This is a genomic window from Aquimarina sp. I32.4, from assembly GCF_002924285.1.
GTDB lineage: Bacteria > Bacteroidota > Bacteroidia > Flavobacteriales > Flavobacteriaceae > Aquimarina.
On sequence record NZ_PGUB01000052.1, the window covers coordinates 1 to 23,829 of the forward strand.

At 33.2% G+C, this 23,829-nt stretch carries 24 protein-coding genes; 11 read left to right on the forward strand and 13 right to left on the reverse strand.

Annotation, left to right across the window (positions count from 1 at the left end; translation table 11 throughout):
* Both CVD18_RS12675 and CVD18_RS12680 read right to left on the reverse strand, forming a co-directional pair.
* Window positions 1-281: fructosamine kinase family protein (locus tag CVD18_RS12675; RefSeq protein WP_146052780.1), on the reverse strand; the 281-nt coding region annotated here is incomplete at its 3' end.
* Window positions 281-1,219 (reverse strand): dihydrofolate reductase, encoded by a 939-nt coding sequence (locus CVD18_RS12680; protein WP_103865816.1) that lies wholly within the window; start codon window positions 1,217-1,219, stop codon window positions 281-283. The genes CVD18_RS12675 and CVD18_RS12680, both read right to left, overlap by 1 nt.
* Window positions 1,220-1,284: 65 nt before the next feature.
* Between CVD18_RS12680 and CVD18_RS12685 the strand changes: the two genes are divergently transcribed.
* The 7 genes from CVD18_RS12685 to CVD18_RS12705 all read left to right on the forward strand — a co-directional run bounded on the left by CVD18_RS12685 (window position 1,285) and on the right by CVD18_RS12705 (window position 6,434).
* Window positions 1,285-2,367, forward strand: a complete 1,083-nt coding sequence (locus CVD18_RS12685) for an aminotransferase class V-fold PLP-dependent enzyme (RefSeq protein ID WP_103865817.1) — start codon at window positions 1,285-1,287, stop codon at window positions 2,365-2,367.
* A 125-nt stretch (window positions 2,368-2,492) separates the two neighbouring features.
* Complete coding sequence (locus CVD18_RS12690; RefSeq protein ID WP_103865818.1) at window positions 2,493-2,789, forward strand: isoamylase early set domain-containing protein; 297 nt, start codon at window positions 2,493-2,495, stop codon at window positions 2,787-2,789.
* A gap of 616 nt (window positions 2,790-3,405) precedes the next feature.
* Window positions 3,406-3,588, forward strand: a complete 183-nt coding sequence (locus tag CVD18_RS23380; RefSeq protein WP_199185076.1) for a pyridoxal-phosphate dependent enzyme — start codon at window positions 3,406-3,408, stop codon at window positions 3,586-3,588.
* A complete protein-coding gene (locus CVD18_RS12695) occupies window positions 3,585-4,292 on the forward strand; it encodes a PLP-dependent cysteine synthase family protein (protein ID WP_199185077.1) in 708 nt (235 codons plus the stop codon). Before CVD18_RS23380 ends, CVD18_RS12695 begins: the two co-directional genes overlap by 4 nt.
* Window positions 4,293-4,328: 36 nt before the next feature.
* Window positions 4,329-4,493, forward strand: a complete 165-nt coding sequence (locus CVD18_RS22615; protein ID WP_158250451.1) for a hypothetical protein — start codon at window positions 4,329-4,331, stop codon at window positions 4,491-4,493.
* A 292-nt stretch (window positions 4,494-4,785) separates the two neighbouring features.
* Window positions 4,786-5,805: an IS1595 family transposase gene (locus tag CVD18_RS12700; RefSeq protein ID WP_103865819.1), complete on the forward strand. Its 1,020-nt coding sequence runs from the start codon at window positions 4,786-4,788 to the stop codon at window positions 5,803-5,805.
* Window positions 5,806-5,849: 44 nt separating this feature from the next.
* A complete protein-coding gene (locus CVD18_RS12705; RefSeq protein WP_103865820.1) occupies window positions 5,850-6,434 on the forward strand; it encodes a YncE family protein in 585 nt (194 codons plus the stop codon).
* A gap of 165 nt (window positions 6,435-6,599) precedes the next feature.
* Here CVD18_RS12705 and CVD18_RS12710 read toward each other — a convergent pair whose 3' ends face one another.
* The 9 genes from CVD18_RS12710 to CVD18_RS12750 all read right to left on the reverse strand — a co-directional run bounded on the left by CVD18_RS12710 (window position 6,600) and on the right by CVD18_RS12750 (window position 14,859).
* Window positions 6,600-6,884 carry a DUF427 domain-containing protein gene (locus CVD18_RS12710; protein ID WP_199185078.1) on the reverse strand — a complete coding sequence of 95 codons (285 nt, stop codon included), beginning with the start codon at window positions 6,882-6,884 and terminating at the stop codon, window positions 6,600-6,602.
* 22 nt (window positions 6,885-6,906) lie between these two features.
* Window positions 6,907-7,878, reverse strand: coding sequence for an L-histidine N(alpha)-methyltransferase (locus CVD18_RS12715; protein WP_103865847.1), 972 nt, complete (start codon window positions 7,876-7,878; stop codon window positions 6,907-6,909).
* Window positions 7,879-7,892: 14 nt separating this feature from the next.
* Window positions 7,893-9,059: an ergothioneine biosynthesis protein EgtB gene (egtB, locus tag CVD18_RS12720; protein ID WP_103865822.1), complete on the reverse strand. Its 1,167-nt coding sequence runs from the start codon at window positions 9,057-9,059 to the stop codon at window positions 7,893-7,895.
* 109 nt (window positions 9,060-9,168) lie between these two features.
* Entirely contained in the window at window positions 9,169-9,594 is a 426-nt protein-coding gene (locus CVD18_RS12725; protein ID WP_103865823.1) for an energy transducer TonB, read from the reverse strand.
* Window positions 9,595-9,617: 23 nt separating this feature from the next.
* Window positions 9,618-10,442, reverse strand: coding sequence for a thymidylate synthase (locus CVD18_RS12730; RefSeq protein WP_103865824.1), 825 nt, complete (start codon window positions 10,440-10,442; stop codon window positions 9,618-9,620).
* Between the two features lie 135 nt (window positions 10,443-10,577).
* Window positions 10,578-12,278, reverse strand: a complete 1,701-nt coding sequence (locus CVD18_RS12735; protein ID WP_103865825.1) for a NupC/NupG family nucleoside CNT transporter — start codon at window positions 12,276-12,278, stop codon at window positions 10,578-10,580.
* Between the two features lie 53 nt (window positions 12,279-12,331).
* On the reverse strand, window positions 12,332-12,949 hold the full coding sequence (locus tag CVD18_RS12740; RefSeq protein WP_103865826.1) for a bifunctional nuclease family protein: 618 nt from the start codon (window positions 12,947-12,949) through the stop codon (window positions 12,332-12,334).
* An 88-nt stretch (window positions 12,950-13,037) separates the two neighbouring features.
* On the reverse strand, window positions 13,038-14,006 hold the full coding sequence (locus CVD18_RS12745; protein ID WP_103865827.1) for an electron transfer flavoprotein subunit alpha/FixB family protein: 969 nt from the start codon (window positions 14,004-14,006) through the stop codon (window positions 13,038-13,040).
* Window positions 14,007-14,112: 106 nt separating this feature from the next.
* Window positions 14,113-14,859, reverse strand: a complete 747-nt coding sequence (locus CVD18_RS12750; RefSeq protein WP_103865828.1) for an electron transfer flavoprotein subunit beta/FixA family protein — start codon at window positions 14,857-14,859, stop codon at window positions 14,113-14,115.
* A gap of 237 nt (window positions 14,860-15,096) precedes the next feature.
* Here CVD18_RS12750 and CVD18_RS12755 point away from each other — a divergent pair, with 237 nt between their 5' ends.
* The 3 genes from CVD18_RS12755 (at window position 15,097) to CVD18_RS12765 (ending at window position 19,452) form a co-directional block, all read left to right on the forward strand.
* The gene (locus CVD18_RS12755) at window positions 15,097-16,107 is read left to right on the forward strand and encodes a pyruvate dehydrogenase complex E1 component subunit beta (RefSeq protein ID WP_255409448.1); all 1,011 of its coding nucleotides are present in this window, start codon (window positions 15,097-15,099) and stop codon (window positions 16,105-16,107) included.
* A gap of 112 nt (window positions 16,108-16,219) precedes the next feature.
* A complete protein-coding gene (locus tag CVD18_RS12760; RefSeq protein WP_103865830.1) occupies window positions 16,220-18,715 on the forward strand; it encodes a DUF5686 and carboxypeptidase-like regulatory domain-containing protein in 2,496 nt (831 codons plus the stop codon).
* A gap of 206 nt (window positions 18,716-18,921) precedes the next feature.
* Complete coding sequence (locus CVD18_RS12765) at window positions 18,922-19,452, forward strand: inorganic diphosphatase (protein ID WP_103865831.1); 531 nt, start codon at window positions 18,922-18,924, stop codon at window positions 19,450-19,452.
* A gap of 92 nt (window positions 19,453-19,544) precedes the next feature.
* Here CVD18_RS12765 and CVD18_RS12770 read toward each other — a convergent pair whose 3' ends face one another.
* Both CVD18_RS12770 and CVD18_RS12775 read right to left on the reverse strand, forming a co-directional pair.
* Entirely contained in the window at window positions 19,545-20,306 is a 762-nt protein-coding gene (locus tag CVD18_RS12770; protein ID WP_146052781.1) for a hypothetical protein, read from the reverse strand.
* Between the two features lie 106 nt (window positions 20,307-20,412).
* Window positions 20,413-21,057, reverse strand: a complete 645-nt coding sequence (locus CVD18_RS12775) for a collagen-like protein (protein WP_103865833.1) — start codon at window positions 21,055-21,057, stop codon at window positions 20,413-20,415.
* A 374-nt stretch (window positions 21,058-21,431) separates the two neighbouring features.
* On the opposite strand from CVD18_RS12775, the gene CVD18_RS12780 reads away from it, so the two are divergent.
* Entirely contained in the window at window positions 21,432-23,744 is a 2,313-nt protein-coding gene (locus CVD18_RS12780; protein ID WP_103865834.1) for a sodium-translocating pyrophosphatase, read from the forward strand.
* Window positions 23,745-23,829: the final 85 nt, after the last annotated feature.

Consider the following 23,829-nt stretch of genomic DNA (forward strand, 5'->3'; position numbering starts at 1 on the left):
AAAATATTTCCATCATAAGCACGCCAAATACGCCGCCTGAAAGATTTATAAGAACTAATTACCCTAACGATTAATAACTGTTCTAAAAAACGCAATCCTTTTGCTTCTTCTTTAAACATAGCTGGATATCTAGAAGCATTATTGAGTTTTACAACAATTTTTCGATGACTTGTTTGTAACACATACACTTCATTGATGTCTCCACCAGATAATTGAGTAGAAGAAATTATTTTTTCAGAAATCAACTCTTCAAAATAAGACAGTAATCTTGAGGAACACATTATTTCCTTTTATACGTAAGATATGTAAAGGGATGTTTATGTTTTTCATCAATATCATGAAATTCTTCTTTTTCTAGTTTCCAGGTTTTGGTATCAATTTCTGGAAAAAAGGCATCTGCATCAAAAGATTCATGTATCCTTGTTAACTCAATACAATCAGTATATTCTAATCCCAAAGAATAAATTTCTCCTCCACCTATTATAAAAGGCTGTTCATCTGCTTTGGCTATGTCTAACGCATCCTTGATCGTATGTACAACTATGGTTCCTTCTGCCTGATATGTTTTATCACGAGTAATTACTACATGTACTCTATTGGGTAATAATTTGGGAAAAGATTCAAAAGTTTTACGTCCCATAATAATATGGTGCCCTGTAGTCATCTTTTTAAAACGTTTAAAATCATCTGGCAAATGCCAAACCAAATCATTGTCTTTACCTAAAGCATTATTTTCTCCTGCTGCTGCAATCATGGTTACCATACGTTTCGATTTTATTGGTTCGGTAGCAACTCTAGTCGTTTTCTCTTTAATAAATTCTTCCTTCTTTTTTAGTAATTCTTCTTTAGGGTACATCAAATCCACATCTTTCTGAAGCAATGCTATTTCTTTTTTCTGTTTGATAATCAATTGCTCCATTTGTCTATCTACCCAGGCTTGTCCCATAAACTTACTAAACAACCATACATTACAGAAGTGCAATACAAATAGAAAAGCCCAACATAAGATAGCAATGATATACCAATTTGACCCAAAGAATGTAATCTCTTTTCCGTAGCCAAATACAATATTAAGAATTGCAAAAAAAACAGCGCCTACTATAAAAAGTATAAAATGCTGAAACAACCTTTTCTTTTGAATAATTCGTTTACGTGCATGCTCATAAAGCTCACGTTGCTGTGGGTCAATTTGTGGTGTTTCTTTCTTTTTTGAAAACATATTAATGCTAACTTAGTATCGGCAAGTAAAGATATAGCTTTTACTAAAAATCACTAAAATTACTTATGAAGAATTTAAGAAAAGAATTTCCTGTTTTATCACATCATACCTATCTCAATACTGCCTATTCTGGATTACTACACACTTCTCTTTTAGATTTTAGAAAAAGACATGACTTAGATTTCTATAATAAAGGCGGCGTATTTAGAGAAAGACAACAAGACGACTTGAGTAATGTGCGCAAAACAATTTCTTCTTTCTTTGGTAATTCTGATACTGATGTTATTTTAATCCCTAATTTTTCTCTAGGTTTAAAAATTCTCTTAGACGGCCTTGACAAAAACAAAAAAGTACTTTTACTTGATGGTGATTACCCTTCTATCAACACCGCAGTTATAGGCAAAGGTTTCGAGGTTTGCTATGCTAGCATAAATGCAACCTTGGAACAAAATATAGAGAAGGCTGTAAAAAAACACCTTCCTGATGTTTTTATATGTAGTATCGTACAATATATCAGTGGCATTGCGATAAATCTAGATTTTATAAAGGCATTAAAAACTAAATATCCTGATATGCTTATCATTGCAGATGGCACTCAATTTTGTGGCACTAAAGTTTTTGATTTTAAGAATTCTGGAATTGATATCCTTGGAGGTAGTGGTTACAAATGGCTATTGAGTGGTTATGGCAATGGTTTTTTCCTTTTTAATCACGAAATACTAGATCAGATCACCCCTTTATCCTATATCAATATGGCTGCAAAAGCAGATCAAAACCCTTCATACACAACTTTACAAGCTAGGTTTGAATGCGGTCATCTAGATACATTGAACTTTCGGAGTTTACAACATTCTTTGGATTTCATTTCTATAATAGGAGTTGCAACTATTGAAAACCATCTCTATGAATTATGTGAGTATGCAACAAAAGAACTGACCAAACTACATCTATTGGATAGTATTGTAATAAAACGACCAAAACACAGTTCTATTTTTAATCTAAAAGGTGATCACCGATTATATCAGTATCTCAAAGAGCATAATATTACTACTTCTCTAAGAGGACAAGGTATCCGAATTAGTTTTCATTTTTATAACACCATTCATGATATAGAAAAATTACTTACTGCTCTACATCGTTATTGTTAATAATTTACCTTCAAACACTCATTAAAATACTGAAAATCCGCCACTTCTATCTTTTTATTTTTAATCTTTTTATAGTAATTTAGTTTCTAAGTTATTAACCAAAATTTTAAATAACATACACAATTATGGCAATTACTAAACAATACTTAAAATCTAAACCTGTCTGTAAAGTTACTTTTATTGTTCCAGCAAAAAAAGCTAATAAAGTGAGTGTAGCAGGCGAATTCAACGAATGGAATACTGAAGCTACGGTTCTTAAAAAGTTAAAAAATGGAAACTTTAAAGGAACTATAGACCTTCCCAAAGACAATAAATTCGAATTCAAATATGTAGTAGATGGTGAATGGACTAATGAAATAGAAGCTGATGGTTATCAATGGAATGAATTTGCTTCTGCAGATAATAGCTTACTTGTATTATAAGTACTTTTATCAAACAATAATCAGCTTAATTATTTATTCTCTTCTGGTTTTTTGAATGGTTTTGACATGTTTTTTTGTAAAAAATAACTCTGTAAACCGAGAAAGGTAATTCTTGGGTTAAATTTGCATATAGTTACCTCAAAACCATTCAAATCCAGATTTTTTTTTATTAAATAACAGGATTTCAAAAAAATATAGCACCTATATAACCTTATCCAACAGCAGAGATATCTCTCTCTTCTTCTCTTTACTTATTTTTCTTACTGAATACACTTAAACTTATTGCGGCCAAAACATAAACAACTGTCTATCATGCGATTATTTTTTAATCTAATATGTTAGATACATCAATAAAGTATCGGTTTTTATATTCTAAATTTGATAAATATTACACACTCAACTCATAAATGAATACTAAACATTTATGTTATTTATAACAATAGTGATGTATTGTCTTTCAATACATCACTATTAACCAATGAACCGTAATGCTTACAACTAAGGCTTATAAAAAGATTGATTTAAAAAATATTATTGGCAATACTCCTCTTGCTAAAATCATTTTTTATTTAAAGAAAAAAAAAGAATCGTATACGCAAAGCTCGAAAATTTTAATATGACAGGTAGCATAAAAGATCGTGTTGCTTTACATATTATCAATAAGTCTTATGAGAACGGTGATTTACATCCTTATAATGAAATTGTTGAGGCAACGAGTGGAAACATGGGGATTTCTTTTGCTGCCATAGGAGCTGTATACAATCATCCTGTAACTATATATATATGGCTAATTGGATGAGTAACGAACGAAAGCGGCTAATCAAAAGTTTTGGTGCATCTATTATTCTAGTATCTCCAGAAGAGGGTGGTTTTCTTGGCAGTATTGAGTTTACAAAAAGACATCAACTCTCTAAGAAAAATGTTTTCTTACCCCGCCAGTTTGACAACTTTTACAATGTAGAAAGTCATTATATGACTACTGGACCAGAGATATACGATCAAATGAAAAATTTAGGGATTACCATAGATGCATTTATAGCTGGTGTAGGTACTGGAGGAACAATAATGGGAGCTGGGGGCTTTTTGAAAGAAAAATACAGTACTATAAAAATTCATCCTTTAGAACCTGCTAATTCTCCTACATTATCTACTGGTTACAAAATAGGAAAACATCGTACACAAGGGATATCAGATGAATTTATTCCTTCTATCATCAAACTCGAAAAATTAGATTCGATTATTCAAGTTGATAATGGGGATGCAATTATAATCGCACAAAAACTATCAAACGAAATTGGTCTAGGGGTAGGTATCTCATCTGGCGCTAATTTTCTAGGCGCAATCATTGCTCAAGAAAAATTAGGGGTTGATGCCAATGTAGTAACTGTTTTCTCTGATTGCAATAAAAAATATCTAAGTACTGATCTATGCTATACAGAGACAAAAAAAGATGATTTTATGTCACCAGATATACAATTAATAGGATTTGAAATTATTAGATAAAAATTACTTACTCTAATTATTTAAAACTTTACACAAATGAAAAAAATCAGTTTATTACTAGCCTTAGGGTTTATTATCGCACTAATAAGTTCGTGCGAAAAAGAATCTATACAAAAAGAAGAAAATTCACTTACTTCTGAAAATCGTATTATTATAATCAAGAATATTTTCTGGTTGCCAATAGAGGCTCTTCTACAGTAAGTATTTTTAATGATAAAACCACCGATCTCATAACAGAAATAACTTTACCCGATGCAGGTGCACAACCTACTTATTTAGCTCATAGCAAAAGAAATAATGCAGTATATGTAGGTGATTTTGCAAATAAAAAATCGTTTATTACGATGCAAATACTTTTAAAATGAAAGGGGAAATAGCTATCCAAGAGGGTGCTTTTCATATATGGATCAATGAGCGCGCCAACCAATTATGGGTAAACAATATAGTTTCTAAAGGCTCTAGTTTAACTTAGCTATTTTTTGTATATTATGGTATGATACTTAGTAAATTAAAGGGTGCCTTGCTTTTACTGGAAAGTGATGAAAGTGAAAAATTACTAGCAGAAGTTCGTCTAGAACTTAATACAGAAATTGAGCAACAGATTATTTCCAGACGGGAGATTCTGAACAACAAACAAGGTGCATGTCCTCATTGTTCTGAGAAAACCTACATTCGTACAGGTATAGATAAGGGTTCTCAACGCTATAAGTGTAAATCCTGTATGCGTAGTTTCACAGAATACACAGGCACTTGGATGGCTCGATTACGATGTAGAGATGTGATTTCTGATTATCTAGAGCTGATGTTAGAAGAGAAAAGTCTCGATAAGATAAGTACAGCACTTAATATAAACAAAAAGACTGCTTTCGATTGGAGACATAAAATACTTGCAGCATTAAACGACAATGATAATGATCAGGATGATTTTACTGGGATTACAGAAAGTGACGAGACTTTTTTTCTTAGATCAGAAAAAGGAATAGAAGTGAAACAACGCGAATCCAGAAAGAGAGGAGGAAGTTCTACTAAGCGAGGTGTCAGTAATGATCAGGTTGCAGTTATAGTTACTCAAGACAGGAAATCAGCAATAGACATAAGTGTTGCTACCCTTGGTCGTATAAGTATGACCGATCTTGATAGAGTAATTGGAACACGAATAAAAAAAGGAACTACAATTTTATGTAGTGATTCTCATCACAGCTATAAAGGCTTTGCCAAACAAAGCGAAGTGGAATTTCATCCAATAAATGTATCAAAACAAGAAAGGGTCAAGGGGGTATATCATATTCAACACGTAAATGCTACTCATAATAAACTTAAAAAGTGGATAGAAAATACTTTTTGGGGTGTTTCTACAAAATACCTACAACAATATCTCAATTGGTACAAAGTAAAGGAGTTACTCAAAAACACTAGAGATAAAACAAAGACTTTTAGTCAAATGGCATTAAGTGACAAGGCAATAGAGCGTTTTTTTAAGATTAATTCAGAATATGAAAAATTAATAACATAGCTTAAATAAACTACAGCCTTTCTAAAACAACATCTGTAATCGACTTGAGATCTAATTCTCTTATTGATAACTTATCATTACCTACTAATGAGATTCCTGAATTAACTGAAAATGCTGTACAGTATGATGTTACTATTTCTCCAAGCGGATATGCTGCTTATGTCACCATATTAGATGGTCCTGATAAAAGCTATGTTGTAATGTATAACACCAGCACTCTAGAATACGTTAAACATGAAACTGTAGGAGGTGATGCACACATATTACCTGTAGGTTACAATTTATATGTTCCTGCACAAAATGATAACAAATTAACTGTATTCAACAGGTTTAATTTGAATAAAAAACAAGAAATCTCATATAATTCTACGCATGGAATTATTGCTAGTTACAAGCACGTATTTACTACAGGGATTGCAAATAAAAAAATAGGGGTAATCAATCGATATACTAATAAAGTTATTTCAGAAATCGACACTGATTATAACATCCCTCATAATCTAGCTGTAAATAAAAAAGGTACGATACTATTCTTAGCACATTCAGGAGCATCAGCAACAAAAGTTGTTTTCTATTCTGTGAATAACAATGGTTCTTTACAAAAAAATCAGAATATGATTCTGGATTAAACCCATTTGGAGTACTATACTATTAATCACACTCTCAACATTAGTACTTACTCAAACTCCTAATCTATTTTTTAACGATTAGGAGTTGTTTTATATATAATATACTAAATCGATATTTCAAACTCACTTACGTACAAAGTAATTCACGAGTGAGTTACTATTTTTTTAGCCTTCTACAACCTCAACTCCTTTCCAGAAGGCTACATACCCTTTTATTTGTTTTGCAAGATCACTAGTCTCAGGATAATACCATGCTGCGTCTACATTTTCTTTTCCGTCTACCTGTATGGTATAATATGATGCCATTCCTTTCCAAGGGCAATTAGTATGTGTATCAGTAGTTGTAAAAAATTCTTTTTTAATTGCTTCAGGAGGAAAATAATGATTATTCTCTATAACTTTAGTATCATTACTTTCTGCAATTACCTGTCCGTTCCAAATTGCTTTCATAATTTTATTTTTTCATTAAGTATTAGGCTTTGGTAATCAAATAATCTTTGTAATAATTATTTTGATCAGAAAAAGATTTTACAATTTTCAAACCAGATTCTTTTGTCAACCATTTTACGATAGTATCATCGTATTTCTGAGATATTTCTGTATGAATACTCTCCCAGGCTTCAAAATGAACTTGCATTGATAAATCATTAATATCTACGGTTTGCTTTTCTTTGCTTACCAAATAACTTTTAGCAGTTCCACTTTCGGGATCATACGTCTCCCAATGCATGAATGCATCTATATCAAAATTTGCATTGAGCTCTTTATTAATTCGAATTAGAATATTCTTATTAAAAGCTGCTGTTATTCCTGTTTTGTCGTTATACGCATCCAAAACTTTCTGAGGGTGTTTCTTTTGATCAAATCCCATAAAAAGAAAATCACCAGAGTGCATCACATTACACAATTTTTTCAAGAACTGAATTGCTCTCGAATGCAGTAAGTTACCGATATTAGATCCTAATACCATAATTACTTTTTTGCGATCACTCATATGCTTTAGTCTATCTAAAACTTCAAAATATTCTCCTCGCTGCCCTTGCACAACAACTGCTGGCATTTCTTGTTTTAAGTTTTTCACCAACCCATCTATTGCATTTTGACTAATATCAATAGGGGTATATGTAAAATCAAAATGGTTATTTAACAACTCATGCAACAGCACTTTTGTTTTTTTACCATCTCCTGCTCCTAATTCAATTAGATCAAACCCCTCTTGGTTTTCATCAAACCTTTGAACAATATCAGATTTATGAGTTTTAAAAATTTCATACTCTGCTCTGGTGAGATAATATTCTGGTAATGCCATTATCTTCTGAAAAAGTTCATCTCCTAGTTCATCATAGAAAAATTTAGAAGATAAATATTTAGGAAAAGCACTCAATCCTTCGCATACTTCTTTTTCAAAAGTAGAAGTCAAAACTTTTTGATTTTTACAATTCATGTAAACTAGATAGGTTATAGATTTTTTGCCAATCTTACTCCTGTAAATTGCCATCTAAGATTAGGGTGGAAAAAATTACGATATGTTGGTCTTATGTGGTGTTGTGGTGTAGCAACGGATCCTCCTCTGAGAACTTTTTGATTCACCATAAATTTTCCGTTATACTCTCCCAATGCTCCAGGAGCTTTTTTGTAGTTCGGGTAAGGTAGATAAGCACTTTCTGTCCATTCCCACCTTGCTCCCCAATTAAAAAAAGATTGGGCCACTTCCCACTCAAATTCTGTGGGCAAACGCTCTCCTCGCCACTCTGCAAAAGCAAAAGCTTCATAATATGAGATATGAGTTACTGGTACATTATAGTCAATTTCTTTAAGCCCTTGTAGGGTATATTGATGATATTGACCATCTATAAAATGCCAGTACAAAGGAGTATTAATTCGATGTTTTTGTATCCAATCCCAAGCCTCAGCATGCCAAAGTAAGGTGTTTTTGTACCCTCCATCTTCTATAAACTCCAAATATTCTTTATTTGATATCAATGTGTTGCTAATAGCATATTCTCTAAGGAAGACCTTATGCCTACCTAGTTCATTATCATAACAAAACTCATTACCATCATATCCAATCTCATAAACCCCTTCTTCTATCAAACTATACCCTGAAGCCCTATCTAGATCAGGGTTTTCAGTAAATGTATCATTGTATTTGGGCAATAAAGGATTGTTTCCTAAAATGAATTTTATATCGGTAAGTAATAATTCTTGATGCTGTTTTTCATGATGAATTCCTATTTCTGCCAATTCTCTGATTTTAGGATCATCATTTTCTTCTAACAAATTTTGTAGATGAGATGTGACATAATCTCTATATTCATAGACTTCACTCACTGTTGGTCGAGAAAGATTCCCTCGATTTGTACGTATGACTCGTTTCCCTACACTCTCATAATAACTATTAAAAACATAATCATATTCAGGATGAAAACGCTTATACTCTGCATCATACTTTGACAATATAAACTCTTCAAAAAACCAAGTTGTATGCCCGAGATGCCATTTTGGTGGAGAGACATCTACAATAGGTTGCACTACGTAATCTTCAACCTGTAACGGTGCGCAAATTTCTTCGGTATCTGAACGTGTTTCTAAAAAAGAGGTAAGTAAATTATCAGTAATTATCATAAAAAAGAGTATATACGGCTTACGCATACACTCAAATTTACTGATTTTTATTATTTTTTATCTTTGAACAAGGTTAATCCAATGTTAAAAATTAAAAAATATTATTAATTTATTGTGGTTTCCTAAATGTAATCGGAACGACATATGCTACAGCAATTGGTTTATTACCCCATTTACCTGGTTGCATTTTTGGAATAGCTCTAATGATCCTGATAGCTTCCCTTTGCAAATATCTATGTGCTCCTGTAACCTCGATCACTTCTACTTTTCCTTTTTTATTAACAATAAATTCTACAGTTACTGTTCCACTCAGCCCCTCACTTAATGCTACATCAGGATATTCAAAATTCTGAATAATATGATTTCTTAGTTTTTGGTCAAAACATTCTACAGGAGTTTGCCTTGATCTATCACATTTTGGCCACATGGGTGTGATTCCTTTTTCATTCGCATTTTCTTGCGAAAGAACTATCCCTTCTTGAGAAAAGGAAAGTGTTGAAATTAAAATTGTTAATAAAAGTAGTATTCTCTTCATAGTAGTTCATTTAAAATTTGGGTTTAAACTGCAACCTTTCCTTTTATATGAGGATGCGGATCGTAGTCTACTAACTTGAAATCATCAAAAACGAAGCCAAAAATATTTTTCACCTCAGGATTAAGGATTATTCTAGGCAACTTCTTAGGGGTTCTAGATAGCTGAAGCTCTAGTTGTTCTATATGATTATTGTATATATGAACATCTCCAAAAGTATGTACAAATTCACCTGCTTCATAACCACAAACCTGCGCTACCATCATTGTAAACAATGCGTAAGAAGCTATATTAAAAGGAACGCCCAGAAAGACATCTGCACTACGTTGATATAATTGACAGGACAACTTACCATCAGCAACATAAAACTGAAAAAAAGCATGACAAGGAGGTAATGCTACCTTACCATTTGCTACATTTTCTGAAAAAGACTTTGATGTATCTGGCATTACACTCGGGTTCCATGCAGAAACCAACATACGTCTGCTATCAGGGTTATTTTTGAGTGCATCTATTATATCTTTGATTTGATCAATTTCATCATTATTCCAGTTACGCCATTGATGTCCATACACAGGTCCTAAATCACCGTTATCATCTGCCCATTCATTCCAGATACGAACACCATTCTCTTGCAAATAGTCTATATTCGTATCTCCCTTCAGAAACCATAATAACTCATGAATTATTGATTTCAGATGTAGTTTTTTTGTTGTAACCATAGGAAAACCTTCACTAAGATCAAAACGCATTTGATATCCAAAAACACTTTTTGTACCTGTCCCAGTTCGATCTTCTTTTGTATTCCCACTCTCAATTACATGACGGACAAGATCTAAATATTGCCTCATTTTCTCTCTTTCAATTTTATATTAAACCTATAAGTTTCCCAAATATACAAAAAATAGCATACGGGGTCCTCTTTAATTTATTGATTAAAGGATAGTTGTAAAAATAGTTTTTAACAACATCGATATCGTAAGTAATTACCCTATGATCATCCCAGCAATTGTAGCAGATAAGAGAGAGGCAATAGTACCTCCTATTAATGCTTTCATACCAAACTCTGACAGGGTTTTTCTCTGACCAGGAGCCAAAGAACCAATACCTCCTATTTGTATACCTATGGATGCAAAGTTTGCAAATCCACATAACATATACGTAGCCATAATTACAGATTTATTATATGTAAAATGCAATTCGTTGGCTGTATTTTTCAAATCTGCTAATTGAATATACCCCACAAATTCACTAGCCGCTAATTTAATTCCTAATAATTGTCCCATCAACATCATATCTTCTTTAGCAACACCGATTAACCACATTAAAGGAGCAAATACAGTTCCTAAAATAGCTTCTAATGAGAATTTTTTATAAGGAGTATTAGCCGATAGAAGATGATCTAAACCACTAACTTCTCCTAATTTACCTAACCCATAATTGATCATTGCTATAAAAGCTATAAACACTAAAAGCATTGCTCCGACATTTGCTGCAAGTTTTAGCCCTTCTGTAGTTCCATTAGCAATAGCATCAAGAATATTCGACCCTATCTTGTCTGTAGATACTTTTACATCTATATCTATTGGTTCTTCTTGTGGGTATAGTAATTTTGAAATTACAATAGCACCTGGAGCTGCCATTACAGATGCTGCTAGCAAATGTTTGGCAAACTCTAACCTCAAAACAGGGTCTTCACCTCCAAGAAAACCTATATAAGCAGCCAAAACTCCTCCAGCTACTGTAGCCATACCCCCTATCATTACCAATAAGATCTCAGACCTTGTCATACGCTCTAAATAGACCTTGATCATTAAGGGCGCTTCTGTTTGCCCCAAAAATATATTCCCAGCAACACTCAAGCTTTCTGCCCCAGAAATTCCCATCAATTTGGTCAATACCCATGCCAGGCTTTTTACTACAATCTGTATAACTCCTAAGTAAAACAATACTGAGGTTAATGCTGAAAAGAATATAATCGTAGGTAATACCTGAAATAGAAAAATAAAACCAAAGCTATCTACATTCATCATATCTCCTAATAAGAACTCGCTTCCTGCTCTTGTAAAATCAAGTATGAGAACAAATATTTTTCCAACAAACTCGAATGTCTTTTGCACAAAACTGACTTTCAGAACACCAAAAGCCAAGAATAATTGAGCGCCGAGGCCTATCCCTACAGTTTTCCAATTAATTGCTTTTTTATTTGTACTTAGTAAATAAGCTATAATTAATAGCACAATCATTCCTAGAACACCTCTCCATAAACTATTGAGTGAAAATCCTTGATTAGGAATAAGTTGTTTTACCTCTTTGACAGCGGGATCCTGAATAGGTCGTTTTTCTGAAACAAAGGAAAAAATAGTTCCTTTTTTTGACATTACCAGAGTAGAATCAGTAAGATTGGTTATTTTATATCGTATTATAGAATCCTGAGCCTTCTCTGAAAAGAGCAAAATAACTTTATTCTGCTGAAGATAGTCTCCAGTTAGCTTCTGTGAATCACCACTAAATGAATACGAAAACTGACCTTGGTCTAATTTGAGATAATCTCCTTCTTTGACCCTAAAATTTTCTTCTGAGATTCCTTTAACATTTTCTAAAACCCATTTTTTTTCTATGGATTGTGCAGATAAAAAGGTAAAAGCAAAAAGTGAAAATAGAAAAGTAAGTACTACTTTTTTCATAAAAACCGAAATCATTTAAAAATACATTGAATCCCTAACACCCATATATTAAACTATCCCCTTTTAGAAATCTCATCTCGAATCCTAGCGGCCAACTCATAATCTTCATTAGAAACGGCTTGATCCAACATTCTATTAAGTTCTTCTGGAGATAAATCTTGATAACTGGTTTCCTTGCTTGAAATCTCTATATCTTCTGACACTAGCTCATCTACTAATAGGCTCTCTGTATCAGTTTCATCATCTTTTTTAGGATTTACTTTAAGATATATCCCTGCCTGATCCAAGATGTTTTTATAAGTAAAAATAGGGGCTTGAAAACGTAATGCCAATGCTATTGCATCACTTGTTCTAGCATCTATAATTTCCTCTATCTTGTCTCGTTCACAAATAACACTGGAATAAAAAACACCGTCTACCAGTTTATGGATAATTACTTGTTTTACTACAATATCAAAACGATCTGCAAAATTTTTAAAAAGATCATGGGTAAGAGGCCTTGGTGGTTTTATCTCCTTCTCTAGAGCAATTGCTATAGATTGTGCCTCAAAAGCACCTATTACAATAGGCAACTTTCTTTCTCCATCTACCTCACTCAAAATAAGAGCATATGCTCCATTTTGGGTTTGACTGTATGATATCCCTTTTATGTTCAGTCGAACTAAACTCATATTATTTTCAATAAAAAAAAGGCTGTTTGAACATGTGGACTTTTACATAAGTTCAAACAGCCCCTAATTTGGGCACAATTTATGAAAATTATGCGTTATTCGACTTAAATTCTTTTAATTTTTCAATAAGTTTTGGCACTACCTCAAAAGCATCACCTACTATTCCGTAATCTGCAGCTTTAAAAAAAGGTGCTTCAGGGTCATTATTAATTACCACTTTTACTTTACTGGCATTAATACCTGCCAAATGCTGGATTGCACCTGATACTCCGATTGCTATATATAGATTAGATGCCACTGGTTTCCCTGTTTGCCCTACGTGTTCTGCATGTGGTCTCCACCCTAAATCACTTACAGGTTTTGAACATGCTGTTGCCGCACCTAGTACTTCTGCAAGATCCTCTATCATACCCCAGTTTTCAGGCCCTTTTAATCCTCGACCTCCTGATACTACTATTTCTGCATCAGCAATAGAAACTTTATCTGTAGCTCTATCTATATTTGTCACCTCTATTCCAAAATCACTATCAGAAAGAGTTGGTTCAAATGCTTCTGATGCACCTGCTGCTGCATTTTCTTTAAGTCCAAATGCATTATTAGAAAGACCTACTACCTTTACATCTGTAGTTATTTCTGTAATACTAAATGCTTTATTAGAGAAAGCTGTTCTTTTTACTTTGAAAGGAGAACTCTCTTCTGGCAATGCTACTACATTAGGTGCATACCCTGCATTAAGGTGCACTGATAATAAAGGTGCCAAAAACTTACTATCTGCACTAGAGCTTACAATAACCACTTTAGCTTGTTCTTTCTCTACTGCTTGTTTTATAACATCTGCATATGCTTTTGCATTAAAAGTCGATAATTTATCATTCTTAACTTCTAATACTTTATCCACTCCATACACCCCTAATTCACTACCACTACCTCCATTAATACTTACAGCCGTTACTGTTGTCCCTAGCATTGCAGCAACTTCTTTTGCGTAAGATGCTACTTCAAAGGCTGCTTTTTTAAATTTTTCGCCTTCGCTTTCTGTATATACTAAAACTGACATAAAATTTTGTTTTAAATGATTCCTTTATGTTTTCAGGAATTCTTTGATTATTTTGTTAACTCGTTTAAGAAGATTCTGAAACTGATTCAGAATATTTTAGTTTTCACTAAATTACTTTGGCTTCATTATGCAATAGCTCTACCAACTGATCAATATTATCAGGAGCTACTAATGTTACCTCTCCTTTTGGAACTGGTTTTTGAAACTGAATCGCTTTTGTTTCCTGACCTGCTTCTATAGCATCTACTACAGTAAGTGGTTTTTTACGAGCCATCATAATCCCTCTCATATTAGGAATACGTAAATCACTTTCTTCTACCAATCCTTTTTGCCCACCTATAATCAAAGGCAATTTGGCTGTAGAGGTTTCTTTACCTCCATCTATTTCTCTTGTTACTGTTGCAGTATCACCATCTACTTCTAGACCGATACATGTATTTACAAAATTAGCGCCAGTAAGCCCTGCGATCATACCAGGAACCATACCACCGTTATAATCGATAGATTCTCTACCAGCAATTACAAGATCATATCCTCCATCCTGTACAACTTTTGTTAATTGTCTAGCTACATAAAAACCATCTGTAGCTTCTGTATTTACTCTTATAGCATTATCGGCACCAATTGCAAGAGCTTTTCGCAAGGTAGGCTCTGTCTCGGCTCCTCCTACATTTACAACATCTACTGATGCTCCCTGCTTTTCTTTAAACCACATTGCTCGTGTCAATCCAAATTCATCGTTTGGATTAATTACAAATTGAACACTATTGGTGTCAAATTTGGTCTCGCCATCCGTAAAATTAATTTTGGAAGTCGTGTCTGGCACGTGGCTAATACAAACTAATATCTTCATTTTATATATGTATTTTTTGAGAATTTAATAATAAAAGCGAATGTACAAATAAAAAGTCTCATTTACTATGCGTGCATAGTAAATTTTTTCCTTATTCATCCCCTATCAAAGGGTTTTAATTCCTACTTTTGCCTTCGTTATTATACAAAATATTTTTTATCAACAAAACCATAATGATAAAAAATACTATAATGCATAACTAATTATTGATTCTCATAACGACTTAAATGATTAGTTATACCAACTAAAAAAAATAATAAATATAGAAACATGAAAACCATACAATTCAGAGAAGCAATTTGCGAGGCTATGAGTGAAGAAATGCGACGAGACGAATCTATTTACCTAATGGGTGAGGAAGTTGCAGAATATAACGGAGCGTATAAAGCGAGTAAAGGCATGTTGGATGAGTTTGGCTCAGATAGAGTTTTAGATACTCCGATTTCTGAATTAGGATTTTCAGGTATAGGAGTTGGTAGTGCCATGAATGGTAATCGCCCTATTATTGAGTTCATGACTTTCAACTTTTCTTTAGTTGGTATTGATCAAATTATCAACAATGCTGCAAAAATGCGTCAAATGAGTGGAGGTCAATTCAATATCCCTATTGTATTTAGGGGACCTACAGCTTCCGCAGGACAACTTGGAGCTACACATTCACAAGCTTTCGAAAATTGGTTTGCTAATACTCCTGGACTAAAAGTAGTAATTCCTTCTAACCCTAAAGATGCCAAAGGTCTTTTGAAATCTGCTATCAGAGATAATGACCCTGTAATTTTTATGGAGAGTGAACAAATGTATGGTGATAAAGGTGAAGTTCCTGAGGGTGAGTTTACGATTCCTCTTGGAGTAGCAGAGATTAAACGAGAAGGTAATGATGTTACTATTGTTTCTTTTGGAAAAATTATAAAAGAAGCTTATAAAGCTGCAGATGAACTTGCAAAAGAAAATATTTCTTGTGAAATCATTGATCTGAGAACAGTTCGTCCTTTGGATTTGGATGCTATTTTCACTTCTGTTAAAAAAACAAATCGTCTAATTATTCTTGAAGAAGCTTGGCCTTTGGCTAATATTGCTTCTGAAATCACATATCAGGTTCAATCAACTATTTTTGATCATTTGGATGCTCCTATATTAAAAATAAATACCGCAGATACACCAACTCCTTATTCTCCAGGGTTATTAGAAGAATGGCTCCCTAATAGTAAGGATGTTGTAAAAGCTGTTAAAAAAGTGATGTATAAATAAAATGATTCTTTTTATTTTACGTTTCATCAATTTTGGAATATGAATCATATAAATGGTCCAAAATTTGATGTGACCCACTAATTATCACAAGTATTAATTTTAATAGCTTTAGATGAAACATTTGATTTCAGGAATACTTTTTATCATATTTAGCTGTATTTCCATACATTCTCAGACTAAGATTGGAGGTCAAGTATTTGACAGCAATAAACAATCTGTTCCTTTTGCAAATATTATTTTTGCTAACTCTACAGTTGGAACGATCACTGATGAAAATGGTAGGTTTTATTTAGAGTCCGATGATAATCACTCTAATGTAACAATTTCATTTATTGGTTTTAAAACCAAAACGATAAAATTAGATAAACGGGTTACTTACAAAATGGAAATCATTCTGGAAGAGGAAGCAGCTGCATTGGATGAAGTAGTTATCTATAAAGGCAAAACTTCTAAAAAGAATAATCCAGCTATTGACATCTTAAGAAAAATATGGGATCATCGCAGAGAGAATGGTGTAAAAAAATTCAAACAATATACTTATGATAAGTATGAAAAATTAGAGTTTGACTTAAATACTATAGATAGCACGCTTGTCAACAGTAGAATTTTTAATGGTATGGAGTTTATTTTTGATGATGTAGATACATCAAGAATAACAGGAAAAACATACTTACCTATCTTCCTTAATGAAGCGCTCTCAAAAGTATATGGAGACAATCAAATCAACGAATACAAAGAAGTTCTTACAGGAAATAAAAATGCTGGATTCAGTGACAATCAAACACTAATTGCATTTGTCAAAGATTTATATTCAGATTATGACATATATGACAATTACCTTAAGTTTTTTGATAAAAGTTTTACTAGCCCTCTATCAAGAACTGGAGTAGGTGTATACAATTATGTTCTTTCTGATAGTGCTTATATTGATAATAAATGGTGTTATAATATTATTTATTACCCTAGAAGAAAGAATGAGTTAACATTCAAAGGTGATTTCTGGGTGAATGATTCTACCTGGGCTATCAAAGAAATAAATCTTGAAGTTACCAAAAGTGCAAACATAAACTGGGTAAAAGATCTTTATATTGAACAAGAATTTGATGTATTGAATGACTCTATCTTTTTAATAACCAAAGACTATTTTCAATCTGATTTTTCTTTTAGTAAAAAAGAAAAATCTCGAGGGGTATATGGAAAAAGAACTACTTTATACAATAATTATAAATTTGACATAAAAAAAGGAAAAAAATTCTACCAAAGTCAGGTAGACCCTTATAATCAAGATATTTATAACAGAGAAGATTCTTTTTGGTCTAATGCCAGAATGGAAAAATTAAATAAAGATGAGCAAAAAGTATACAAGCTACTTGACACTCTAAAAACAGTAAAAGCTTTTAAAAGGCTTTATAACGTTGGAACCATATTAGCAACAGGGTACATAGAAGCCAACAACTTTGATTTTGGCCCACTCTTTTCTACCATTGGCTACAATGACATCGAAGGATGGAGACTACGGGCAGGGGGACGAACTTATTTTACCGCCAATGATAGATGGAGAATAGAAGGGTATGGTGCTTATGGATTTAAAGATCAAAAATTTAAATACGGAGTATCTGGCAAATACTTAGTAGACAGAAAATCTAGGCTACTTATCTCAGCAGGAAATCGTAGAGATGTAGAGCAACTTGGCGCTAGTTTAACTAATACAAATGATGTAGAAGGAAGAAGTTTAGCCTCCTCATCTATTATTGCTACAGGAGATAACACTAGACTTACCTCTATCAACCTTACTGCTTTCTCTATGCAGTTTGAACCCAGAAAAAACTTTACAGTTGGAGTCACAGGATCATATAGAAATCTAAAACCTGCAGATAGGTCACTATTCAGCCTAGACTATATCAATCCAGAAACAAATGTATTAGAAACCGAAATCCAACAGACTGAGATTGCAACTTCTCTTGCTTATTTTCCTGGTAGAAAAACAACAGGGTACGGAGTAGATAGAGTCATTGTAAATTCTGGAGATTTTGCCACTTTATTTCTTAATTATAGCGTAGGATTACAAGGGATTATAGAAAGTGATTTTGACTATCAAAAAATTCAACTCTTATACCAACAACCGTGGAATATTGGAGGTTTCGGTAGATTAAATAGCACTCTAGAATTAGGAAAAACTTATGGTGATGTCCCTCTTGGTTTACTAAGCGTTATACCAGGAAATCAGACATACTTATCTATATACAATACTTTCCCTTTACTTAACTTTTATGAGTTTGTTACTGATACCTATGCAACCTTGCATCTAGAACACAATTTCAATGGTAGAATATTTTCTAGAATACCATTCTTAAGAAAACTAAACCTGAGAGAACTTGTTGGGGTACGTGGAGCTTGGGGAGAGCTATCTAATGACAACATTTTACTTAGTGCTCCATCTAATGAAACTCTAATGGCACCTAGCGATAAAGTATATTGGGAATATAGCTTTGGTGTAGGTAATATTTTCAAAATTTTTAGAATAGATTTTCATTTTAGAGGAAATTATTTTGATAATCCAGACGCTCGTAAGTTTGGAGTTACAGGATCTTTTGGTTTCTATTTTTAAGAAAAACTTAGGCAAATAAGCTATTTACAAAGTAAAATAAACGAAACCACACTGTTATTTTTTATGTTTTTTTATTCCATACCACCCTGACAGTGTGCTAGTTTACATCAAACATCTTTTATCTGATGTAATAATTTATAATTATAAATTTTAACTCCCCTCAGTAATACTTATCTTTGGCGCCGATAAAAAAAGAGAATTAAATTATGAGCGCAGCTACCAAAGAAAGCTTTGATGTACTAATAGAAATCCCAAAGGGAAGTAGAAATAAGTATGAATACGATTTTGATATAAAAAAAATCAGATATGATCGTATGATCTTCTCTTCTATGATGTATCCAGCAGATTATGGTTTTATACCAGAAACTCTTGCTCTAGATGGAGACCCTCTTGATGTATTGGTATTGGTTACAGAACCTACATTTCCAGGGTGTGTTGTTGAAGTAAAACCTATTGGAGTTTTTCATATGGCTGATGAAAAAGGACCAGATGAAAAAATCATTTGTGTACCTATTTCTGATCCAATAGCGAATAGAATTTCAGATCTTAAAGAACTAAATCCTCATTTAATAAAAGAAATAGAACATTTTTTCCAAGTATATAAAGACTTAGAAAAGAAAAAAGTTGATGTAGGTGGATGGGGCGATATGAATGAAGCTAAAGATATTATAAAATCTTGTGTTAAACGTTTTGAAGATATAGCAGACAAGCCTGAAGGGCTCTTTAGTATCTCTTAAGCGAATACACTTGGTATTTGCCAAAAAGAATAAAATTGCCGATACAAGCATGTCTTTTATACAGACACTTATATCGGCAATTTAGTTGATATTCAATTTACCACATACTCTTTTGGAAACTCTCGTTCGTAGTCTTTTAGTTGAGATACACTTATATCTTTAGTAATTTTATAACTTCTATTATTGGTATAAGGAATAGCAATAGGATATCCTTTTTTTATATTCACATTTTTTAGACTTTCATCTACATATTCATACAGATTAAACACCCAATAGCTATGCCCTTTTATATATTCAAGGTTCATCGTTACGATCTCATAATTACCATCATTATCAATATCTCTCTCCTCCCTATGTTTTTTGAATGTCATATCATCAAAAGATATCTTGTGAAATCCCCCTTCTTTATTTTGAAATAAATACAACACCTTTACTAGCATCCCCATTACTCCATTTCCTGTACCTTGTTGTATTAACTTCACATCTTTATACCCATCACCATTTATATCTGATACTAGAACTTTGGTATCTGCCATGGTTAACCGAGAAAAAGATCCAGATTCTTGAATTTCTTTCTTATTGCGAAAAATACGGATCACACCAAAATCAACATCACCATCAAACCAGGTTAGTTGTATCGTTAGATCATCTTTATTGCCATAAAAATGCTCGATAGTCTGTGTACAATCATATTTATTTTGATTGTTTTCTCTATCATATACTACCCAATCACCATATTCCTCATAATAAGGAGCTGGATTCTCCTCAAAAGCATATTGCGCATTAATAGAGTTTATTATAAAAAAGAACTGAAACATTCCTATTAATAATAGTTTACCAAAATAAAAACTCATTCTCTTTTATTTATTTTATTGACAATCCTTCTTCTTACATAAAAATATTCAAAAAAAGAGGCTATCTTTTTTGGATAGCCTCTCTATAAATAAGTTATAACACCTACTACAAAGGCACTCCCCCTAAGTTTTCCAATACAATTACATCAACTGTACCTGATATAATCATATCGTTTCCTGTTATATTATTGGTGCCAGCAACAGTCATCATAAAAGTACATCTTAGATTATTAGTTGCCTCATCAAAACTATAGCCTGTTATATTTGCATCTGATACACCTAAATCAGACTGACCATATGTATCGTGTATATCAAAATACTTTAAATCATCAGAAATTACAGAATAATCATCAAAACGCACATTAAAACCAAAGTTTTGAGTAGGTAACCCCGCATCATTCACAAATAAAAAAAGCCTAACAGAACTATCCTCTCGAGAATCAGGAGAGTTTACAAATCTAGTCACAGAAAAACCAATATTAGGAGCATCGTAAAACACCTCATTATTTCCAGAATCATTATGTATGAATTTTAATTCAGCTGTATGAGCAAAAGCAACATTGTCTGATCTGGTTCCTGCAATATCCAATATTATTTTACCATACTTTGTCAATTCATCAAAACCTACTCCATTCTCACCATTAGCGCCATTCTGGCCATTAGCACCATTTGAACCATCTACTCCACTAATACCATTAACGCCATCTATTCCATTTTCTCCATCTTCACCCTCACAACTTATAAGAAACACGCCAAAACAGCCTATTAAAAAAGCTCTACTTGCAATTTTAAAATATTTTTTTTCATAATTTCACCATTAATTCAGATTTACAATCATAGATATCTGAGAATCTATTTCTCAATAATAATCAGCCTATACATTTCTTTTAATTTTGTCTTTTCTCTTTTTAAGAAATAACACAAAATAATATAACCCTTTTACCCTATCTATCCTTTTGACTGCAGCAAAACTATATGAAGAAAACCACTATTCCTTGACTGAAAACAGTAGTTTTTTTCTATTCTTTTGTGCGATTAATTTTTGTTTAGTATGCAATCCACTCATCCTTTTGTATTTAGCCTATTTTCACTACTTTTAGTAACTAATTAACTTAAAATATATTTATGGAATCAAATATGATCTTTGTGCCAATTTCATTGGCGATCCTGGGGCTACTTTTTATGTTTGTCAAAATGGCTTGGGTAAAAAAACAAGCCCCTGGGAATGATAGAATGCAAGAAATTTCTAAAAGTATTAAAGAAGGGGCTTTAGCATTTCTTGCTGCAGAATATAAATTATTAGTAATTTTTGTAATTATTGCCTCGATAGCATTATTTGGTATCTCTATAATTGTAGATACCACTAGTTGGATGATTGTCCCTGCATTTGTATTCGGAGCAATATTTTCTGCTCTTGCAGGTAATATAGGTATGCGTGTTGCTACTGAGGCCAATACAAGAACTGCTGAAGCTGCAAAAACCAGTCTTCCACAAGCATTAAAAGTGTCTTTTGGCGGAGGAACTGTTATGGGGCTAGGAGTTGCAGGGCTTGCTGTATTAGGTCTTAGTTTATTCTTTTTGTTTTTTACTAGTCAATTTATTACAGGAAGTGAGAGTTTTTATAACGAAATGACGGTAGTACTAGAAGCACTTGCGGGATTCTCTCTAGGAGCAGAATCTATCGCTCTATTTGCTCGTGTTGGGGGTGGTATTTACACCAAAGCTGCTGATGTAGGTGCTGACCTTGTAGGAAAAGTAGAAGCTGGTATACCAGAAGATGACCCTCGTAATCCTGCAACTATTGCAGATAATGTGGGGGACAATGTAGGAGATGTTGCTGGTATGGGAGCAGATTTATTTGGTTCATATGTTGCCACTGTACTTGCCGCAATGGTATTAGGTAACTATTTGATTAGAGATATGTCTCAAACCACTCAATTTACAGATGCTTTTGGTAATATGGGCCCTATACTATTACCTATAGTAATTGCTGGAGTTGGTATTTTGGCATCTATTCTAGGTACATTTTTGGTAGGCATCAAAAGTAATGATGCCAAAGAATCCCAAGTACAAAAAGCTTTAGATTTAGGGAATTGGATTGCAATTATTCTAACGGTAATTGCCAGTTATTTCTTGATTCAATATATGCTTCCTGAAACCATGCAAATGAACTTCTTTGGAGAAGGAACTAAAGAAATCTCATCAATGAATGTATTTTATGCAACTCTTATCGGATTGGCAGTAGGCGCATTGATATCTGTAGTAACCGCCTACTACACTAGCTTAGGCAAAAAACCAGTACTTGATATTGTACAAAATAGTTCTACTGGAGCGGCAACCAATATTATTGCTGGATTAGCAGTAGGTATGAAATCAACATTTTTATCAGTTATATTATTTGCTGCTGCTATCTATGGGTCTTATGAGCTTGCTGGCTTTTATGGTGTTGCTCTTGCAGCTTCTGCAATGATGGCAACAACAGCTATGCAATTAGCTATTGATGCCTTTGGACCAATTGCAGACAATGCAGGAGGTATTGCAGAGATGAGTGAATTAGATGATCATGTGCGTGAACGTACAGACATTTTAGATTCTGTAGGAAACACAACTGCCGCGGTTGGTAAAGGTTTTGCTATTGCTTCTGCTGCATTAACAGCATTAGCATTATTTGCTGCATATGTTACTTTTACTGGAATTGACGGAATTAATATTTTTAAGGCTGATGTACTCGCAATGTTATTTGTTGGAGGTATGATTCCTGTAGTATTTTCTGCATTAGCTATGAAATCAGTAGGAAAAGCAGCTATGGAGATGGTGCAAGAAGTAAGACGCCAGTTTAAAGAAATACCTGGGATTATGGAAGGTACAGCCACTCCAGAATATGCTAAATGTGTAGACATTTCTACAAAAGCTGCATTAAAGGAAATGATCTTACCTGGATTGATTACAATCATTACTCCTATTATCATTGGACTATTATTTGGTGCAGAACCTCTTGGAGGTTATATGGCTGGTGTATGTGTATCTGGTGTTATGTGGGCTATTTTTCAGAATAATGCAGGTGGCGCATGGGATAATGCAAAAAAATCATTTGAAGCTGGTGTTGAAATTGATGGTAAAATGACATACAAAGGTTCTGATGCACATAAAGCGGCTGTAACAGGAGACACTGTTGGTGACCCATTTAAAGATACATCTGGTCCATCAATGAATATTCTTATTAAACTTACTTGCTTGGTAGGTCTAGTAATTGCGCCTATCTTAGGAGAACATGATTCTGAAACTGCCGTTGCTACAAACGAAACAGAAACAGAACATACTATTTCTATACAAAACGAAGAGGTAACAACAAAATTGGAAAACAAAATAGTAACCCTAGAAGACAAAAACACAAACCCCATTGTTAAAGAAACTAAAAACAAAATATCTCTACAATAAAAAATAAATCAATCCATAAACAACCTCACTCCTATAGTGAGGTTGTTTATTTTGAGGTTATGTGTAACTTGCAATAAAAAAAGTA

What these genes read in the sequence shown, in the direction of transcription:
- CVD18_RS12685 (WP_103865817.1), top strand. Translation starts at nt 1,285, where the DNA reads ATGAAGAATTTAAGAAAAGAATTTCCTGTTTTATCACATCATACCTAT.
- CVD18_RS12715 (WP_103865847.1), bottom strand. Translation starts at nt 7,878, where the DNA reads ATGAATTGTAAAAATCAAAAAGTTTTGACTTCTACTTTTGAAAAAGAA.
- CVD18_RS12735 (WP_103865825.1), bottom strand. Translation starts at nt 12,278, where the DNA reads ATGAAAAAAGTAGTACTTACTTTTCTATTTTCACTTTTTGCTTTTACC.
- CVD18_RS12780 (WP_103865834.1), top strand. Translation starts at nt 21,432, where the DNA reads ATGGAATCAAATATGATCTTTGTGCCAATTTCATTGGCGATCCTGGGG.
- CVD18_RS12760 (WP_103865830.1), top strand. Translation starts at nt 16,220, where the DNA reads ATGAAACATTTGATTTCAGGAATACTTTTTATCATATTTAGCTGTATT.
- CVD18_RS12700 (WP_103865819.1), top strand. Translation starts at nt 4,786, where the DNA reads ATGATACTTAGTAAATTAAAGGGTGCCTTGCTTTTACTGGAAAGTGAT.
- CVD18_RS23380 (WP_199185076.1), top strand. Translation starts at nt 3,406, where the DNA reads ATGACAGGTAGCATAAAAGATCGTGTTGCTTTACATATTATCAATAAG.
- CVD18_RS12680 (WP_103865816.1), bottom strand. Translation starts at nt 1,219, where the DNA reads ATGTTTTCAAAAAAGAAAGAAACACCACAAATTGACCCACAGCAACGT.
- CVD18_RS12765 (WP_103865831.1), top strand. Translation starts at nt 18,922, where the DNA reads ATGAGCGCAGCTACCAAAGAAAGCTTTGATGTACTAATAGAAATCCCA.
- CVD18_RS12745 (WP_103865827.1), bottom strand. Translation starts at nt 14,006, where the DNA reads ATGTCAGTTTTAGTATATACAGAAAGCGAAGGCGAAAAATTTAAAAAA.
- CVD18_RS12695 (WP_199185077.1), top strand. Translation starts at nt 3,585, where the DNA reads ATGAGTAACGAACGAAAGCGGCTAATCAAAAGTTTTGGTGCATCTATT.
- CVD18_RS12750 (WP_103865828.1), bottom strand. Translation starts at nt 14,859, where the DNA reads ATGAAGATATTAGTTTGTATTAGCCACGTGCCAGACACGACTTCCAAA.
- CVD18_RS12740 (WP_103865826.1), bottom strand. Translation starts at nt 12,949, where the DNA reads ATGAGTTTAGTTCGACTGAACATAAAAGGGATATCATACAGTCAAACC.
- CVD18_RS12690 (WP_103865818.1), top strand. Translation starts at nt 2,493, where the DNA reads ATGGCAATTACTAAACAATACTTAAAATCTAAACCTGTCTGTAAAGTT.
- CVD18_RS12730 (WP_103865824.1), bottom strand. Translation starts at nt 10,442, where the DNA reads ATGAGGCAATATTTAGATCTTGTCCGTCATGTAATTGAGAGTGGGAAT.
- CVD18_RS22615 (WP_158250451.1), top strand. Translation starts at nt 4,329, where the DNA reads ATGAAAAAAATCAGTTTATTACTAGCCTTAGGGTTTATTATCGCACTA.
- CVD18_RS12770 (WP_146052781.1), bottom strand. Translation starts at nt 20,306, where the DNA reads ATGAGTTTTTATTTTGGTAAACTATTATTAATAGGAATGTTTCAGTTC.
- egtB (WP_103865822.1), bottom strand. Translation starts at nt 9,059, where the DNA reads ATGATAATTACTGATAATTTACTTACCTCTTTTTTAGAAACACGTTCA.
- CVD18_RS12710 (WP_199185078.1), bottom strand. Translation starts at nt 6,884, where the DNA reads ATGAAAGCAATTTGGAACGGACAGGTAATTGCAGAAAGTAATGATACT.
- CVD18_RS12725 (WP_103865823.1), bottom strand. Translation starts at nt 9,594, where the DNA reads ATGAAGAGAATACTACTTTTATTAACAATTTTAATTTCAACACTTTCC.